17 protein-coding genes and 1 riboswitch are annotated in these 18116 nt (G+C 30.0%); all 17 genes read right to left on the bottom strand.

Annotated features, from left to right (window positions below):
* Nucleotides 1-51: 51 nt before the first annotated feature.
* Nucleotides 52-2247 (bottom strand): Stk1 family PASTA domain-containing Ser/Thr kinase, encoded by a 2196-nt coding sequence (pknB, locus tag JOC62_RS10575; RefSeq protein ID WP_204595242.1) that lies wholly within the window; start codon nt 2245-2247, stop codon nt 52-54.
* Nucleotides 2244-2963 (bottom strand): Stp1/IreP family PP2C-type Ser/Thr phosphatase, encoded by a 720-nt coding sequence (locus JOC62_RS10570; protein ID WP_204595241.1) that lies wholly within the window; start codon nt 2961-2963, stop codon nt 2244-2246. Before JOC62_RS10570 ends, pknB begins: the two co-directional genes overlap by 4 nt.
* A gap of 11 nt (nt 2964-2974) precedes the next feature.
* On the bottom strand, nt 2975-4006 hold the full coding sequence (gene rlmN, locus JOC62_RS10565) for a dual-specificity RNA methyltransferase RlmN (RefSeq protein ID WP_204595240.1): 1032 nt from the start codon (nt 4004-4006) through the stop codon (nt 2975-2977).
* A 13-nt stretch (nt 4007-4019) separates the two neighbouring features.
* Nucleotides 4020-5333, bottom strand: coding sequence for a 16S rRNA (cytosine(967)-C(5))-methyltransferase RsmB (gene rsmB, locus JOC62_RS10560; protein WP_204595239.1), 1314 nt, complete (start codon nt 5331-5333; stop codon nt 4020-4022).
* A gap of 50 nt (nt 5334-5383) precedes the next feature.
* Nucleotides 5384-6073 carry a zinc metallopeptidase gene (locus tag JOC62_RS10555; RefSeq protein ID WP_204595238.1) on the bottom strand — a complete coding sequence of 230 codons (690 nt, stop codon included), beginning with the start codon at nt 6071-6073 and terminating at the stop codon, nt 5384-5386.
* An 11-nt stretch (nt 6074-6084) separates the two neighbouring features.
* Nucleotides 6085-7014, bottom strand: coding sequence for a methionyl-tRNA formyltransferase (gene fmt, locus JOC62_RS10550; protein WP_204595237.1), 930 nt, complete (start codon nt 7012-7014; stop codon nt 6085-6087).
* Between the two features lie 30 nt (nt 7015-7044).
* A complete protein-coding gene (gene def / locus JOC62_RS10545; protein ID WP_204595236.1) occupies nt 7045-7488 on the bottom strand; it encodes a peptide deformylase in 444 nt (147 codons plus the stop codon).
* Nucleotides 7489-7500: 12 nt separating this feature from the next.
* The gene (priA, locus tag JOC62_RS10540) at nt 7501-9696 is read right to left on the bottom strand and encodes a primosomal protein N' (protein ID WP_204595235.1); all 2196 of its coding nucleotides are present in this window, start codon (nt 9694-9696) and stop codon (nt 7501-7503) included.
* A gap of 53 nt (nt 9697-9749) precedes the next feature.
* Nucleotides 9750-10940 (bottom strand): bifunctional phosphopantothenoylcysteine decarboxylase/phosphopantothenate--cysteine ligase CoaBC, encoded by a 1191-nt coding sequence (coaBC, locus tag JOC62_RS10535; RefSeq protein WP_204595234.1) that lies wholly within the window; start codon nt 10938-10940, stop codon nt 9750-9752.
* Nucleotides 10941-10946: 6 nt separating this feature from the next.
* Entirely contained in the window at nt 10947-11168 is a 222-nt protein-coding gene (rpoZ, locus tag JOC62_RS10530) for a DNA-directed RNA polymerase subunit omega (RefSeq protein ID WP_204595233.1), read from the bottom strand.
* On the bottom strand, nt 11149-11781 hold the full coding sequence (gmk, locus tag JOC62_RS10525; protein ID WP_204595232.1) for a guanylate kinase: 633 nt from the start codon (nt 11779-11781) through the stop codon (nt 11149-11151). The genes rpoZ and gmk overlap by 20 nt, the downstream gene beginning before the upstream one ends.
* Nucleotides 11781-12050, bottom strand: coding sequence for an extracellular matrix/biofilm regulator RemA (gene remA, locus JOC62_RS10520; RefSeq protein WP_039316141.1), 270 nt, complete (start codon nt 12048-12050; stop codon nt 11781-11783). The genes gmk and remA overlap by 1 nt, the downstream gene beginning before the upstream one ends.
* Before the next feature lie 14 nt (nt 12051-12064).
* Nucleotides 12065-12946, bottom strand: a complete 882-nt coding sequence (locus JOC62_RS10515) for a YicC/YloC family endoribonuclease (protein ID WP_204595231.1) — start codon at nt 12944-12946, stop codon at nt 12065-12067.
* Nucleotides 12947-13103: 157 nt separating this feature from the next.
* Nucleotides 13104-14468, bottom strand: coding sequence for an NCS2 family permease (locus tag JOC62_RS10510; RefSeq protein WP_204595230.1), 1365 nt, complete (start codon nt 14466-14468; stop codon nt 13104-13106).
* Nucleotides 14469-14547: 79 nt separating this feature from the next.
* Nucleotides 14548-14645: riboswitch (purine riboswitch) on the bottom strand.
* A gap of 94 nt (nt 14646-14739) precedes the next feature.
* Complete coding sequence (locus JOC62_RS10505) at nt 14740-15732, bottom strand: asparaginase (RefSeq protein WP_204595229.1); 993 nt, start codon at nt 15730-15732, stop codon at nt 14740-14742.
* Nucleotides 15733-15949: 217 nt separating this feature from the next.
* On the bottom strand, nt 15950-16345 hold the full coding sequence (locus tag JOC62_RS10500) for a PBECR3 domain-containing polyvalent protein (protein ID WP_204595228.1): 396 nt from the start codon (nt 16343-16345) through the stop codon (nt 15950-15952).
* A 147-nt stretch (nt 16346-16492) separates the two neighbouring features.
* On the bottom strand, nt 16493-17971 hold the full coding sequence (gene spoIVA, locus JOC62_RS10495) for a stage IV sporulation protein A (RefSeq protein ID WP_204595227.1): 1479 nt from the start codon (nt 17969-17971) through the stop codon (nt 16493-16495).
* Between the last annotated feature and the right edge of the window lie 145 nt (nt 17972-18116).

Genomic DNA, 18116 nt, shown 5'->3' with positions numbered 1-18116 from the left:
ATAAAAAAGAGGCATTATTGCCCCTTTTTTTATTTATTAAATTAAATATTATTAATTTTTTTTATTTTTGTTCTCTTTATGACCCGCTTCTGTACCAGTTTCTGTACTATCATCTTTTTTTATAGTAAGAGCAACACTTTTTCCATTTACATCCATACCAGTTACTATGTCATTAGGACCTGCATTACCAGGATTTGAATGTACTTTATATCCTAATCCTTCTAAATATGATGATGCATCACTAAAAGATTTTCCGATTACTCTACTACTATCAATTTGTTGTGTTTTTTCTTTATCAGTTGTTAGCGTTACTGAACCTCCTGGTTTTACAGAAGATGGAGAAGAACTCACAATATTCCCATCTTTATCATATCCATCTTGAATAGTTGCTGTAATATTATATTTAGCTAACTCCTTAACAGCATTTTTAAAGCTCATTCCACTAATTTTACTCATTATATCTATATTTTCTTCTGTGTAAGTTCCAATAGTTAATGTAACATCTGAACCTTTTTCTACAGTAGCACCTGATTTTGGTGATGAATCTATTACTTTATCCTTTAATGATGGATCTGTTGTTTTGCTTGTTTGAACATTTACGTTTAATCCAAGAGAAGATAATTTCTCTCTAGCTTCTCTTTCAGTTAATCCCTTCAATGAAGGTATAGTAACATTTGTTGTCTTTTTACCTTTACTTACAACTAAATTAACAGTAGTATCTTTAGTGACTTCACTATCTTTTGATGGATCTTGTGAAATTACTTTTCCATCAGATATACTATCGCTATATTCTTCCGTAACATTTATATTAGTTATTCCAATACTATTTAGCTTAGCTTTAGCATCATTTAAAGTATCTTCAACTATATTTGGCATATATGTTTTTTCTTCACCACTAACTGTAAGGTTTATGGTTGTTCCTTCATTAACTGATTCTCCAGCCTTAGGGTCAGTTTCTAATACTGTTCCAGCTTTTTTGTCACTTTTAACTTCTTTAATTTTAACAACTCTAAGTCCAAGACCACTTGCTTCTTTCTGAGCATCTTCAAAAGTCATACCAACAAGATTTGGAACATTTACTTTCTTAGGAGAACCTCCTCCACCAAGCATAAAGTATCCCCCAACACCTAAAAGTGCAATAATAACTACAGCTGCTATACCAATTATAATTCCTTTACTGCTTTTTTTATGTTGATCTTTCTTTTTAGGTTTCTTTTCTTCATCATAATTATCATCTTCTGATTCATCATAATAGCCATCATCTTCATCATAATATTCATCATCTTCATCATCATAATATTCGTCTTCTAAGTCATTATGATCATCTTTTGTTATTATTGGCTCTTTTATAGCATCCATTACAATAGTATGCTGAGTAGTTGCTTGAGTATCATTTCCAATTTTACTAGCAGCTCCAATTTCAGCATCTGGATTTTCTTTTATTTTTTCAAGATCAGATATTAGCTCTTTAACATCTTGATATCTTTTATTTGCATCCTTTTCCATACACTTTAATACAACTTTATTTAAGCTTTCAGGAATTTTACTATTTAACTCCTTTGGTGGAACTACTTGTTCCTGAAGATGCTTTAAAGCTATTGTAACAGGAGAATCTGCTTCAAATGGCACCTTTCCTGTTAACATTTCATACATTACAACACCTAATGAATAAATGTCTGTTCTATCGTCAATAAAACTTCCTTTTGCTTGCTCTGGTGAGAAGTAATGTGCTGAACCTAAAATAGTACTTGTATTTGTTAAGGTTGCAGAATCTGAAGACTTAGCAATACCAAAATCAGTTACTTTAACTAATCCATCTTCAGTAACCAATATGTTTTGAGGTTTTATATCTCTATGAATTATATTATTCTTATGCGCACAATCTAAAGCCTTTGCAACTTGAATTGCAATAGTTATAGCAGTCTCATAACTTACTTTACCAAACTGTTCTATAACTTCTTTAAGTGTTTTACCATTCACTAGTTCCATTACAATATAATTAGTATCTCCTTGAGTACCTACATCTAGAACATTCACTATATTGTTGTCAGATAGCTTCGCTATGGCAGTTGCTTCTTTTTTAAACTTACTAACTATTTCTTCATTATCTGAGTACTCAGCTTTTAGAATTTTAACCGCTACATATCTATTTAGCTTATTACATCTAGCCTTATAAACAATAGCCATGCCACCTTCGCCAACTTGCTCAAGCAGTTCATATCTATCGCCTAATATTTCCCCATTCATATTATCTCTCCTCCAAACAACATCACTGTAATATTATCTCTGCCTCCATTTTTATTAGCTTCATCTACTAAGTATTCACAGGCAAGTTTATTGTTTTTTTCTCTTTTTAATATATTGTTCATTTCATCAATTGTGACTTCATTAGTTAATCCATCTGAACATATTAGATATTTATCATATTCATCTAGCTCAAATTTAAATATATCTACTTCAACATTTTCACTAGTTCCAACAGCTCTTGTAATAATGTTTTTATTTGGGTGATTCATTGCCTCAGTTTCTGATATACTTCCAGCATCTAAAAGTTGCTGAACTAAAGAGTGATCCTTTGTAAGCTTATATACAATATCATCCTTAACTCCAAAGCAAGAACTATCACCTACATTTGCAACAATTACTTTATTATTATAACACAAACATGCTGTTATTGTAGTTCCCATTCCCTTTAACTTTTTATCACTTGCTGAATAATTATATATATTAGAGTTTACTTTTTTTATTGCTTCTTCAAGAACATTATCACAAAATTCATTAATATTATCATTTACAAATTTTACAACTTCACTAACTGCCATTTCACTAGCTACTTCCCCTGCATTATGGCCACCCATTCCATCTGCAACTACATAAATACTATAAGAATCATCTTCAAAGTAACCAAAACTATCTTCATTAAATTTTCGTTTTATTCCAACATCACTTTTATATCCTACCATATACTCTCCCCCTAACTTTGGGACTTAATGTAACTTCTTCTCAATTGCCCGCATGCTGCATTAATATCTCCGCCCATTTCTCTTCTAACTGTAGCTTCAATTCCTCTATCTTTAAGAATTTCTGCAAAAGTTTCTACAGTTTTATTAGAAGATCTTTTAAATGAATTTTCTTTTACTTCATTTACAGGTATTAAATTGACATGACAAAGCATTCCTTTTAATAATTGCCCTAAAGATTTAGCATCTTCTTTACTATCATTAACATCTTTTACTAGTGCATATTCAAATGTTACTCTTCTATTAGTTTTATCAATATAGTAATGGCATGCATCTAAAATTTCTTTTATTGAATATTTGTTAGCAATTGGCATTATCTCTCTTCTCTTTTCATCACTAAATGCATGTAATGAAATCGCAAGTGTTATTGTCATACCTTCATCTGCTAATTCATAAATTTTAGGTACTAATCCACATGTTGATAGTGTAATATGCCTTTGACCTATGTTAAATCCATATTCAGAAGTCACTTCTTTTAGGAATTTTAAAACATTGTCATAATTATCAAGTGGTTCCCCACTTCCCATTAAAACAATATTTGATATTCTTTCTCCTAATACCTTTTGAGCTATCATTATTTGTGAAAGAATTTCACCAGAAGTCAAGTTTCTCACTCTACCATCTATTGTTGATGCACAGAATTTACATCCCATTCTACATCCAACTTGAGTAGAAATACATATTGTATTTCCATGTTTGTATTGCATGATTACACATTCTATTAAATTTCCATCATTAAGCGCTAAAAGTAATTTCCTCGTATTATCATCTGATGACTGAAAACATTCAACAACCTCAGGAATTAAAATTTCAAAGTTTTCATTTAACTTTTCTTTTAATGACTTTGGTATATTTTTCATATCATCAAAATTCCATATATCTTTATACATCCATGAAAATACTTGTTTTGATCTAAAAGCACTTTCACCATTTTCTTTTAACCATGATGCAAATTCATCTAAAGTATAATCTAATAAATTTTTCATAAAATTTCTCCTACTAAATTTTCTTAAGTTTAGCCATAAAGAAACCATCCATATACTCATTTGGAAAAACTGTTAACATATCATTTTGATATTTTAAGTTATCTCCCTTGCCTATGAATACTTTCTCTAACTTACAGTCTTTATGTTTATTTAAGAACCATTCAATGTTTTGCTCGTTTTCTTCTTTATTTAAAGTACAAGTTGAGTAAACCATAGCTCCACCAATTTTTAAATATTGCCATGAATTTTCCATAATATCTCTTTGTACTTTAACTATTTCTTTAAGTTCTTCACGATTTTTATTCCATTTAATTTCTGGTTTTCTCTTTATTATTCCTAGACCTGAACATGGAACATCTAAAAGTATTTTATCAGCAAGACCTACAAGCTCTACGTCTATCTTTGTAGCATCCATTTCTTTTAATTCTACATTATCTATTCCTAGTCTATCACAATTTTCTTTAATTAAGCCTAATTTATTTTCATGTAAATCAAAAGCTAAAACTTTTCCTGTATTCTCAAGAAGCTCTGATATATGAGTTGTCTTACCTCCAGGTGCACTACATAAATCTAATACAATTTCACCATGCTTTACATCTAAAAGTGGTGCAACTAACATAGCACTTTCATCTTGAACAGTTATCTTACCTTCATTAAACAATTTATTATTTTCTACGCTTTTTCCACCTTTAATTGAAATAGCCTCAGGACATATATATCCTTCTTCTACATTATAACCATTTTCTTCTAACTCTTCAAACACTTCATCAAAGTTAGATTTTAATGAATTTACTCTAACTGTTACCTTTGGAGTAAAGTTTAATCCATTTAGAATTTTTATAGTATCTTCCTCTCCATATTGTTTTATAAATAATCTTATAAGCCATGGTTCAAAAGAATATGTATAGGCTAGTTCATATATTTTATTTTTAAAGTTTAACCCTGACTCACCTTTTTTACCATAAGTTCTTAAAATACCATTAACTAATTTGCTTGATCCTAAAGATATTTTTTTAGCTTGTTCTACAGCTTCATTGCACGCAGCATAACTTGGAACCTTATCTAAAAATTTCAATTGATACATTGCCATTCTTAGGATATTTAATACTCTTTTATCCATTATCTTTATATCTTTAACAAATGAAGCTATAAGAGTATCTAAACTACTTTTTCTTCTTATAGTTCCATAAACTATTTCTGTTACTAATGCTTTATCTTTATCATTAAGGTCTGAATTGTTTAATTCATTTGATAATGCTAAGTTTGAATAAGCCCCTTCATTAAATACTCTATTTAGTACTTTTAAAGCTATGCTTCTACTATTCATAAAATACCTCTTCTTTCAGTTTTTCTTAATCTATTAATCTATAATACTTTTTAATTATCTCTTTTACTAATTGCAATTAATCTTAATAACTGTGCAATTGCCATTAATGCAGATGCAATATATGTCATAGCAGCTGCTCCTAATACTTTTTTAGCACCACTCACTTCATCACCATATAATATACCTCTTTTATCTAGTATATTAATAGCTCTGCTTGATGCATTAAACTCAACTGGAAGTGTTACTAATTGAAATACTACTACTCCTGAAAATAATACAATTCCTAAATTAACAAGCAAACTATTTCCCATAAACAGCCCAATAACAAATAAAATCCATGAAATACTCGAACCAAAATTTACAACTGGAACAATTGAATTTCTAATTATAAGTGGCTTATAAGCTTCTTTATGTTGAATTGCATGGCCAACCTCATGAGCTGCAATTCCAGCAGCTGCAATTGAGATTCCACTATACACCTCTGGAGATAATCTAAGCACTTTATTCCCTGGATCATAATGATCTCCAAGCCTTGTATTTACCATTTCAATATTTACAAAAGAAAGTCCTGCTTCATTTAGCATCATTCTTGCAACTTGTTCACCTGTGTAACCATTCATAGTTCTTATAGTTTTATACTTATTATAAGTTGAGCTAATTTTCGCTTGAGCCCAAAAGCTAACTAAAAGAGCAGGTATTAATATAAGCATTGTTCTGTCAAAATAAAATGGATAATACATAACTATCTCTCCTATCTACCTAATATAAATTCTTTATTAACCTCATGACCATTTATATATTGCTCTACCATTAAAGGCTTTGAATTTGGAAATTGCATTTTTTTAATTAAAAGAATCCCTTCTCCTGTAGAGACTTCTATTCCTTTTTTTGAAACATCTATTATTTTTCCACACTCTGCTTTGCTTTCTTTATTTAAGGCTTCACTTTCAAATATTTTCATAGTGCTTCCATCATATAAAGTATGTGCAACAGGCCAAGGATTTAATCCTCTAATCATATTATGAATTTCTCTAGCACTCTTTTTCCAATCAATTTCAGCCATCTTTTTATTTAACATTTTAGCATAAAAAGTTTCATCACTTTGTTTTTCTGGAGTTATAGTTCCATTAACTACACCTTCTATTGTATCAACTAAAAGCTTTCCGCCTCTTTCTTTAAGGATATCATAAAGTTCTCCCGCATTCATATTTTCAGTTATTTCAACTTCATCCTTTAAAAGCATATCTCCAGTATCAAGTCCAACATCCATAAGCATAGTAGTGTTTCCTGATACCTTTTCTCCATTTATAATTGCCCAATTTATAGGTGCTGCACCTCTATACATAGGAAGTATTGATCCATGTAAATTTATGCAACCATACTTTGGTATATCAAGAACTTCTTTAGTAAGTATTTGACCAAATGCTACAACTATAATAAAATCTGGCTTCATTTCTTTTAGCATTTCAATCATTTCTTTTTCATCTTTTAATTTTTCTGGTTGATATACCTTAATATCATGTTTTAAGGCTTCTTCTTTAACTGGTGAAAAAGCTAATTTCTTACCTCTACCTTTTGGTCTATCTGGTTGAGTAAATACTGCCTCAACTCCATATTTATCTATTAATTCTTTTAAAGATGGAACTGCAAAATCTGGTGTTCCCATAAATACTATCTTCAAAAGTATCCCTCCTTTTTTGGTTAGTAAAATTTATTTTACTTTATCTATAAATAAAATACCATTTAAATGATCATTTTCGTGTAGAATTGCTCTTGCAAGTAACTCTTCTCCCTCTAAAATAAATTCTTCCCCTTTTTCATTTAAAGCTTTTACCTTTACATAGTTCGCTCTTTCTACATCTTCAAATTCACCTGGTACACTAAGACATCCTTCTTCTCCATATTGACTTCCTGAAGTTTCAAGAATTTCAGGATTTATAAATACTCTAGCACCTTCTCCATCATAAACATCTATAACAAATATCCTTTTAAGTATTCCAACTTGTGGTGCTGCAAGACCAACTCCATCCTCTTCATACATAGTATCTATCATATCTCCTATTAATGTTAAAGTTCTATTATCTATTTTATCAACAACCTTACTATTCTTTCTTAATACTTCATCACCTTTAAGTCTTATCTTTCTAATTGCCATTAAAAATTCCTCCTATAATAAATTATTTGGGTTTATATCAATATTTACTCTTATTTCATTATATACACTCTTATTCATTTCATAAAGTCTATCTTTTATTTTTTTAGCTAGTTCATCTATAATTTTGCCCTTAATTAAGATTTGCCATCTATGCTTATCCTTAATCTTTCCAACTATACATTGAGTTGGCCCTAGCAGTGTTATTTCATCATCTAGTAATTTATCAACTTCCTTAGCTATAGATTTCATAATTTTTTTTAATTTTTCTTCATTTTTTGAAATTCCTCTTATAAGCAATATTTTCCCAAAAGGTGGATATCCCATTCCTTTTCTTATAGCAATTTCTTCTTTAAACATGCCTACATAGTCATTATCTATAGCATACTTTAAACTTGGATGATTTGGAGTATAAGATTGTATTATAACTTTCCCTTCTTTATCTCCTCTGCCTGCTCTTCCTGCAACCTGAGTTATTACCTGAAACGTCCTCTCACTAGATCTATAATCAGGTATATTAAGTGACATATCAGCAGCCAATACTCCAACTAAGGTAACTCCTTTAAAATCTAAGCCTTTTGTTATCATTTGTGTTCCAATTAATATATCAGCTTCTCCTCTTTTAAAAGAATTGTATATTTTTTCATGAGAATCTTTATTTCTTGTTGTGTCAGCATCCATCCTAAGAATTCTAGCATCTTTAAAATATTTTCTAACTTCATTCTCTACTTTTTCAGTACCAGCTCCAAAAAACTTAACATATTTACTCTTACATTTTGGACAGATTTTAACTTGCTTTTCTGTTCTGCCACAATAATGGCAAACTAAGTATCCATTTTTATGATAAGTCATAGATATGTCACATTTGTGACATTTAAATACATATCCACAGCTTCTACAAGAAATAAATGTAGAAAAGCCTCTTCTATTTAAGAATAATATAATTTGCTCTTTTCTCTCTAAAGCTTCTTTCATTTCTTTATAAAGTTTTCTTGAAAACATTGAAAGATTCTTAACTTTAAGCTCTTCCCTCATATCTACTATTTGCATAGTAGGAAGAGGTTTATTATCAACTCTATTATTAAGTTCAATTAATTCTACTTTTGAGACCATAGCATCTGCAAAACTTTCAACAGATGGCGTTGCAGATCCTAAAATATATTTACATCCCTTTATAACACTTAAAAATTCTGCTACTTCTTTAGTATTATACTTAGGGTTATGTTCAGATTTATAAGTTCCTTCATGTTCTTCATCGATAATTATTAATCCTAATTTATCTACCGGAAGGAATATTGCACTTCTAGCTCCAACTACAAGTCTACACCTTCCTGATTTTACTCTATACCATTCATCGAATCTTTCACCATCTGAAAGCCTACTATGAAATAGTGCAACATCTTCTCCAAATCTCCCTTTAAATCTTTCAATCATCTGTGGAGTTAATGCTATTTCTGGAACTAAAACAATAGCTCCCTCTCCTCTATTTAGTACCTTTTCTACTAAATTCATATAAATTTCAGTTTTCCCCGAACCTGTTACACCCTTTAAAAGCACTCCATTTTTATCTGTGTTTTCAATCCTTAATATTGCTTGTTTTTGTTCTTCTGTTAAATCTTTAGAATTATCTTCTTTATAAATCCTACGATTAAATCTCTCTATTACTGTCTCTTCAACAGATAAATAGCCTTTTTCTATTGATTTATTTATTACATATGTAGAAAAGTTATATTCTTTAGATAATTCTGATTTAGAAAATAAACAATCATTATCTTTTATAAATCTAATAAGATTTTTATATTTTTCTTTGTTTTTTATATCTTCATAAAAATCATTAACAAACTTAATAACTTTTTTCTTTTTGCTTTTTAGTCCTTTAATAAGTCCAGTTGGTATTAAAACTCTTATTGCATCTATATGTTTGCAAAGAGTTTTCCGTATTAAAAATTCTATCATAAGCAAATCTTCTTTTGTAAGAATAGGTTCTTCATCACATAATTTAATTATTTCTTTAACCTTATATGTATCATTAAACTCAGTTGAAAGAGCCATAACAAACCCTTCTGTAGGTTTATTTCTCACTCCAAATGGAATCTTAACTCTGTGACCTACACTAATTAAAGGAACTAGATCATCTTTAACTTTATAAGTGAATGTTCTATCTATCTCTACAGCATCACTATTTACAATTACTTCAGCATATAGTTCCATTTTATAAGTTCACCCTTTCAAAATTCTTCTTAATAAGAGAAGAAAGCGCATACTTAGCGCTTTCTTTCAATAACATCAAACAAATTACTAGCTACTTCTCTTTTACTCATTATATCAAGTTCTTTTATAGAACCATCTTTTGAAATTACAAAAACCTTATTTTGATCACTACCAAAACCAGTTTCTTTTGATGTAATATCATTTGCTATAATATAATCAAGATTTTTTCTCTTTAATTTGCCTTTTGCGTTTTCTATCAAATTACTACTTTCAGCAGCAAACCCAATTAATACTTGGTTCTTTTTCTTTTGTCCAAGTTCCATTAAAATATCATTATCTCTAGTAAATTCTATATTTAAATTCCCATCACCTTTTTTTATTTTCTCATCGCTATATTCCTTAGGCTTATAATCAGCAACAGCTGCTGACTTTATAACAATGTCAGATGAATTATAATGATCAAGGACAGCCTTTCTCATTTCAGAATTTGTATCTACTTCAATAATCTCTATTCCCTGTGGTTTCTTTATATTTTTAGCTCCAGTTACAAGTACAACTCTAGCTCCTCTATCTCTTGCTTCTTCTGCAATAGCATATCCCATTTTCCCAGTTGAATTATTTGTTATAAATCTAACTGGATCTATATTTGCTCTAGTAGGCCCTGCTGTTACAAGAACTTTCTTGCCTTCTAAATCTTTAGTTGGATGAAGTGCTGTTAAAACATGTTCAAATATAACTTCTGGCTTTGGAAGTTTTCCTTTGCCAATATCTCCACATGCAAGTCTTCCTGAGTCTGGTTCTATAAACTCATATCCATATTCTTTAAGCTTTTTAATGTTAGCTTGAACAATTGGATTTTCATACATATTTGTATTCATTGCTGGTGCAAATATAACCTTAGCTTTAGTAGCCATTATAGTAGTTGATAACATATCATCTGCTATACCATTTGCAACCTTACCTATTATATTTGCTGTAGCTGGTGCAACAAGCATTATATCTGCTTTTTGAGCAAGACTAATGTGTTGAATCTCCCATGCCTTTGGCTCTGAAAACATATCAGTTATAACCATATTTTGACTAATTGACTGAAAAGTTAACGGTGTAACAAATTGAGTAGCTGATTCAGTCATTATGACCCTAACCTCTACTCCTTTTTTACGAAGAGCACTTACAACATCTAATGCTTTATAAACTGCAATTCCTCCACAAACTCCTAATACAACGCATTTATCCTTATACATAATATACTAGTTTTCCTCTACTACTTCTATAGTTTCGTATCCTACTTTACTTTCATTTACTTCATTTATTGCGATTGTTAAAGGTTTTTGTGAATTTATGTTTACTAATGGTTCACTACCTGCAATTATTTGTCTAGCTCTCTTTGAAGTCACTATAACTAGTGAATATCTGTCTTCTACCTTTTTTAATAAATCTACTATTGATGGATTAATCATAGAGTTGTTCATGTATAAAGCCCTCCTTAGAATCTAATATCTTATTTTTCATTCTATCTACTCTACATCTTTCTGCTGTAATTATAGATTCAAGCTTTGCTACAGCTGTATCTACTTCATCATTTACAACAGCGTAATTATATTTTGATATATAATTTATTTCTTTATATGCTGATTTAAATCTTGTCATTAATGATTCAGGTGTTTCACTTCCTCTTTTAATGATCCTTTGTTTTAATTCTTCCATTGATGGAGGAAGTATAAATATAAATATTCCCTCTTCACAATTTTCTTTAACTTTTAAAGCTCCTTGTATATCTATTTCTAATATTACATCTCTGCCTTCGTCTAACATCTTTTGTACACTAGACTTTGGTGTTCCATAGTAATTGCCATACACTTCTGCATGTTCTAAGAAGTCTCCTTCTTCAACCTTTTGTAAAAATTCTTCTTTAGTTTTGAAGAAATAATTTACTCCATGCACTTCGCCAACTCTTGGCTCTCTAGTTGTGGCTGAAACTGATAAATAAATATCCTTATGCTTATCTAATAATGCCTTACAAATTGTTCCTTTACCAGCTCCTGATGGACCTGATATTACTAATAAAACGCCTTTTTTACTCATTATTCATCTACCTCATCTTCATGATCATCTTTATTTGATAATCTATGAGCTACTGTTTCTGGTTGAACTGCTGATAAAATTACATGGTCACTATCAGTTATAATAACTGCTCTTGTTCTTCTTCCATAAGTTGCATCGATAAGCATTCCTCTATCTCTAGCTTCCTGGATTATTCTCTTAATTGGTGCAGACTCAGGACTTACAATAGCAACTAGTCTATTAGCTGACACAATATTTCCAAAGCCAATATTGATTAATTTAATACCCATGTGTATCCTCCTTATTATTCTATGTTTTGAACTTGTTCTCTAATCTTTTCAATTAGATTTTTTATGTCAATGACTATATTTGTCATTTTCATGTCATTTGATTTAGAAGCTATAGTGTTTGCTTCTCTATTCATTTCTTGAACAATAAAATCAAGCTTTCTACCTATCGGCTCACATATATCAAGAGTACTTCTCATTTGAGATATATGACTTCTAAGTCTTATAATTTCTTCATCTACAGTAGCCTTATCTGCGAAAATAGCAATTTCAACTGCAACTCTATTTTCATCTATTTCAATCCCTGTAGTTAGATCTTTTATTCTATCTTCTAACTTTGCTTTATACTGCATTGGAATTAAATCTGCAATTTTCTCTATATCAAGTACAAGGTTCTCTATTACATTAAGCTTTTCTAATATATCTTCTTTAAGTTTTTCTCCTTCTCTCTCCCTCATTTCAACCATATTTTCAAGAGAAGCTTCCATTAAAACTTTTATTTCTTCAAATATTTCTTCAATATTTTCTTCTTTTTCTGTAACTGAAATTACATCTGGAAATCTTGCTATCTTAGTTGCTGTTGCATCATTTGGAATATTTAATTCTTCTGAAATTCTAGCTAAGCATTCAAAATAACTTCTAGCTAACGTTTCATTAACTTCTGCAATACTTTCGCCTTTAGAAAAGTTCTTGAGATTTATATAAACATCAACTTTTCCTCTATTTAATTTTGAGCTTATTAATTTACGAAGTCTTTCTTCTAAAGGAAAAATTGACTTTGGCATTCTTATATTCATATCTAAATATCTATGATTTACACTTTTCATTTCAATAGAAAAAAGTCTTTCTTTACCTTCTTCACTACTAGCTCTTCCAAAGCTAGTCATACTTTTTACCATTATTTCCCCTCCTCTACATAAAACTTAAATTCATAAATACATATTATTTTAGTACAACATTAAAGTCAATAGTTTGTTAACAAAATGTTTACATTTAAGTTTTATTTATCTTTCCCATAAAAAAAGACTAGCTCAAAAAGCTAGTCCTTCATTTATTTTATAATAAAAATAATTTAAATAAGAATACTATTGCAAGTACAATCATAACTATAGATATTTTTTTCTTTTCTTCTCTCTTCTTTATAAAGAATGTATTATATAAAACATTAATGAAAACATAAGCTAGAACTCCTAGCGTTAGTCCATCTCCTATACTATAAGTAAGTGGCATAGCTGCAATTGTTATAAATGCAGGGAATCCTTCTGTTATTTCATTAAAATCAATATTTTTAACAGCTCCAAGCATTAAATAACCAACATATATTAAAGCTGGTGCTGTTGCACATGCAGGGATTGCTACAAAAATTGGTGAGAAAAACATCGCAACTAAGAATAATAACCCAGTTGTTACTGATGTCCACCCTGTTCTTCCTCCTGCTGCTACTCCTGTTGAACTCTCTACAAAAGTTGTTACTGTAGAAACACCAAGACACGCTCCTGCTGTTGTTCCTATCGCATCCACCATTAAAGCTTTACCTACATTTGGAATATTACCATCTTTATCAAGCATTCCAGCCCTTGATGTAACTCCAACTAATGTTCCAATAGTATCAAAGAAATCAACAAATAAGAATGTACAAACTACTGTTATAAAAGTCCATATAGTATTTGGATTTAACATATAACCAAAATCAAGTTTTCCTGCTATAGGAACTATACTTTCAAATTTAATAATTCCATTAGGTAAATATATACCAAGACTTGCTGCATATTCTGGATTAAACATTGCATATCCCCATGCAAGTAATGTTGATACTAATATTCCAAAAAGTATAGATGCTTTAACTCCTTTTTTATCTAATACAGCAATAACCACTACTCCAATCAATGCTATTATAACTGTTGGTGTAGTAAAATGTCCTAGTGCTAAAAATGTATCTGGATTATCAACAACTATCTTACTTCCAGTAAGACCTATAAAAGCAATAAACAATCCAATCCCAGCTGTAACTGCATATTTCATATTCATAGGTATTGCTTTTACAACTGCTTGACGAACTTTAAATAGTGACATAAGAATAAATATGATACCTTCAACAAAAACTGCCGTAAGTGCTATCTCCCATGATATACCTTTTCCAATTACAACGGAAAAAGCAAAATAAGCATTAAGTCCCATACCTGATGCTAATGCAAATGGTAGATTTGCAAATACTCCCATAAGTATTGTTGCTATAGCTGCTGCTAGACAAGTTGCAGTAACTAATGCACCTTGATCCATTCCTGTTGCACTTAGTATGCTTGGATTAACAGCTATTATGTACGCCATTGTTAAGAATGTTGTTATCCCAGCTACAATCTCTTTCTTAAAATCAACATTCTTGTTTTCTAATATTTCGAAAACCCTTTTTTCTTTATTCATTTTTTCCCCCCACAAAACCAAGAAGGTCATTATGACCTATTTTCTATAAAATAACTCATAATGACCTTCTTTAATTTTTTCTTAAGAATAGTCTTCCCATAGTAAGATATTACGGTATCTCGTAGAAACTAGCGGCCCATATTCCACTATTATATGAGTTTTTTTACAATACTATTCTATTAATTATTACGAATATTGTCAATACATTTCATTAAAATATATTGTTATATGCGAATATTTTTAAATTTATGAATAAAATTCATTCATTTATCTAATTATGTTCATACAATCCTTCTTCAAATAATTTTTTAATTTCATCTAATTTCTTACCTGAATTTATAGCTGCCAAAAGCTGTATTCTCGCTTTTTGACCTGGCATTGTATCACCAAATATAACTCCAAGGTCCATTAAATGTTTTCCGCCTCCTTCATATCCATAGCTTTCAAAGACTCTTCCTTCAAAGCATCTAGATACAAGAATTACTGGAATATTCATTGATATTGCTTTTTTTATTCCATCAACCATTGTTGGAGGAACATTTCCTCTTCCCATTCCTTCAATTACAATACCCTTAAATCCTTTTTCTAAAGCAAATTCTATGTAAGATGAGTCCATTCCAGCAACACACTTTATAAGTGCAACATCTTTGTCCATATTATTTGGTGATAACTTTTCTCCTTTTTTACCTTTTCTATAGAATATAACTTTATTATTGTCAACTATTCCAACAGGTCCAAAGTTTGGAGTTCTAAAAGCATTTAATGCCATTGAATTTGCTTTAGTAACTTCTCTTGCATCATTCAATTCTCCATTAAAACAAACTATCACACCTCTCCCTCTTGACTCTTCAGCTATAGCTGTACAAATTGATGCAGCTAAATTAAAAGGCCCATCATATCCAAGTTCTGAAGAACTTCTCATAGCACCAGTTACAACTATTGGTTTTTTAGTCTTAACTGTTAAATCTAAAAAGTATGCTGTCTCTTCTAAAGTATCTGTACCATGTGTTATAACAATTCCTGCAATATCCTCTCTATCTGCTAGCTCTTGAACAAATTTTGATAATTTAAGCATAAGTTCAGGTGTAACGTGTGGTGATGGAAGAGATGAGAAATTATAATTTACAACTTCAGCATAATCTTCTATCCCTGTCACCATTGCCATTATCTCTTCTCCACTTAAGCTTGGCACAGCAGCCTTTATTCTATCATCAACTTTCATTGATATTGTTCCACCATTAAAAACAACCGCAATTTTTTTCATAGTCATCCTCCTGTTTTCCTTTGTAATAAAAAGAACTCTTGGTGTTTACCAAAAGTCTCTAAGTCTTTAAATAATTTTTGGTAGGGCGGCGTATCCTACATCTCTGTTTACTAAATTATATTAGCGCGTGAGGAGCCTTTTCTCACCTCAAAAACTTTTATATATTTTTATTATACATACTTAATGAAACATTTTTCAAGCAAATAATACTTTTTTATTATACAGCCTCTTTCAAAGTGCCACTATATATCTTATTTCTCATCTTACTTTTTGTTACTGGATACATACTTGAAACATAAATATATTTTTCTTTTAAATCAACTTCAAGTACTAGCATTATATATGCATCAACTTTTTTTACTAATTCTAATGCACCTAATTCTGCATTCCTTTTATTCATTCCTACAAAATCTGGATTCTCAATAATTCTTTCAATAATTATTGTTAAATTATCTTTTATATTTCTAGTAAGCTGCTTGCTGTGCTTTTTTCTTATATGCTTTAATACCCCTGGTGAAGCATAGACATTTCCATAAAAATCAAACCCTACTTTCTCTGCGATTGCCTTATCTATTGCCCCAACTTTTTTATAAGCCTTGTATTTATTAATCATAATACCTCACCATGCCTTTTCGCGTAATACTTTAAAAATATATATTTTATATTATCTATTATATATTATTCACAATTTGATGGATATGATAACATAATCTTAAAAAGGCTAGTATAATGTTAAACAAGATACTAACCTTTTTTATTTCTATAGGATTATACAGATTAATCCTCCATTACCTTCATTTATTATTTTTTGTAATGTTTTTTGAATTTTTATCTGAACATCTTCTGGCATTTTATATAATTTATTTTGAAGACCTTCCTTAACAAGAACTTCAAGTGATTTACCTAACATATTACTTTGCCATAAAGTTGCTGGGTCATTTTCAAATTGTTCAAGTAATGACTTAACTAACTCCTCTGATTCTTTTTCAGACCCCATGATAGGGCTTATTTCAGTTTGTATATTAGCTTTTATAAAATGAAGTGATGGTGCACTTGCCTTTAGCTTAACTCCATATTGAGATCCATGTTTAACAATTTCAGGTTCTTCAAATTTCATTTCTTTAAGCTGTGGTGCCACTAGCCCATACCCTGTTTCATTTACATCATTTAAAGCATCTTTAACTTTATCATATTCTTTTTTCGCAAAATTTAATTCCTTTATTATTGACATAAGATCATTTTCTGAAGTAACATCTAATTCACAAATTTCACTTAAAACTTTATAGAATATTCCATCTTTAGGTTTCATTATAACCCTAGCTGTCCCTATCCCAAGATCTATTTCTTTTATAAAAGCCTCTCCTAAAAACTCCTCTCCATCTAATTTATCTAGAGAAATTTTTATATCTCTTATTTTTGATATGTTTTTGCTCATCCCTCTTATTATGTTAAAGAAATCCTTTTTAAGCCAATGCTCTGCTTCTAGTCTCTCAAGCCACTCTGGCATATCAATGTTAACTTCTTTTACTGGGAATTCTTTAAGTACATGCTTAAATAAATTTTCAATGTCTTCTTCTCTCATATTTGCTATGTCCATAGGTTGAACTTCAACGTTATATTTTTCTTCCATTTCCTTTTTAATTTCTTTTGTTTCCTTAGAGTTTACTCTTGAGCTATTAAGTACTACTACAAATGGCTTATTTATTGATTGCAGTTCAGATATTACTCTTTCTTCTGCTTCAACATAATCTTGTCTTTCAAGTCCAGTTATGCTTCCATCTGTAGTTATAACTAAACCAATTGTTGAATGGTCTGTTATAACCTTTCTAGTTCCTATTTCAGCTGCATCTTCAAATGGAATTTCATAATCATACCACGGAGTATTTACCATTTTAGGTGTATCACCCTCTATATATCCTAATGCTTCTTTTACTATATAACCTACACAATCAACCATTCTAACTTTAAATTTTATTTCATCTTCAATGTTTATTTCAATTGCTTCATTTGGAACAAATTTTGGTTCTGTTGTGTGTATCATTTTTCCTGATCCACTTTGTGGTAATTCATCCTTTGCCCTTTCTTTCTTAAATTCATTATCTATCTTTGGTATTACCATAAGATCCATAAATTTCTTTATAAAAGTTGACTTACCAGTTCTTACAGGACCAACAACTCCTACATATATGTCTCCTTGGGTTCTTTCTGATATATCTTTATAGATTTTAAAGTTGTCCAAGAAAATACCTCCTAACTATTTATAACAATATATATATATTCTAAATATTGAAATTATATACTAATTTATAATTGAATTTTTAAATATATTTCCAGCTTCCAAAGTAATATAGTAAAACATTTATATAAATTAAAATAAGTAAACA

Source organism: Clostridium sardiniense (assembly GCF_016907995.1).
Classification (GTDB): Bacteria; Bacillota; Clostridia; order Clostridiales; family Clostridiaceae; genus Clostridium; species Clostridium sardiniense.
Note: the sequence above shows the minus strand (reverse complement) of the source record. Positions and strands in the feature narration are given on the sequence as shown.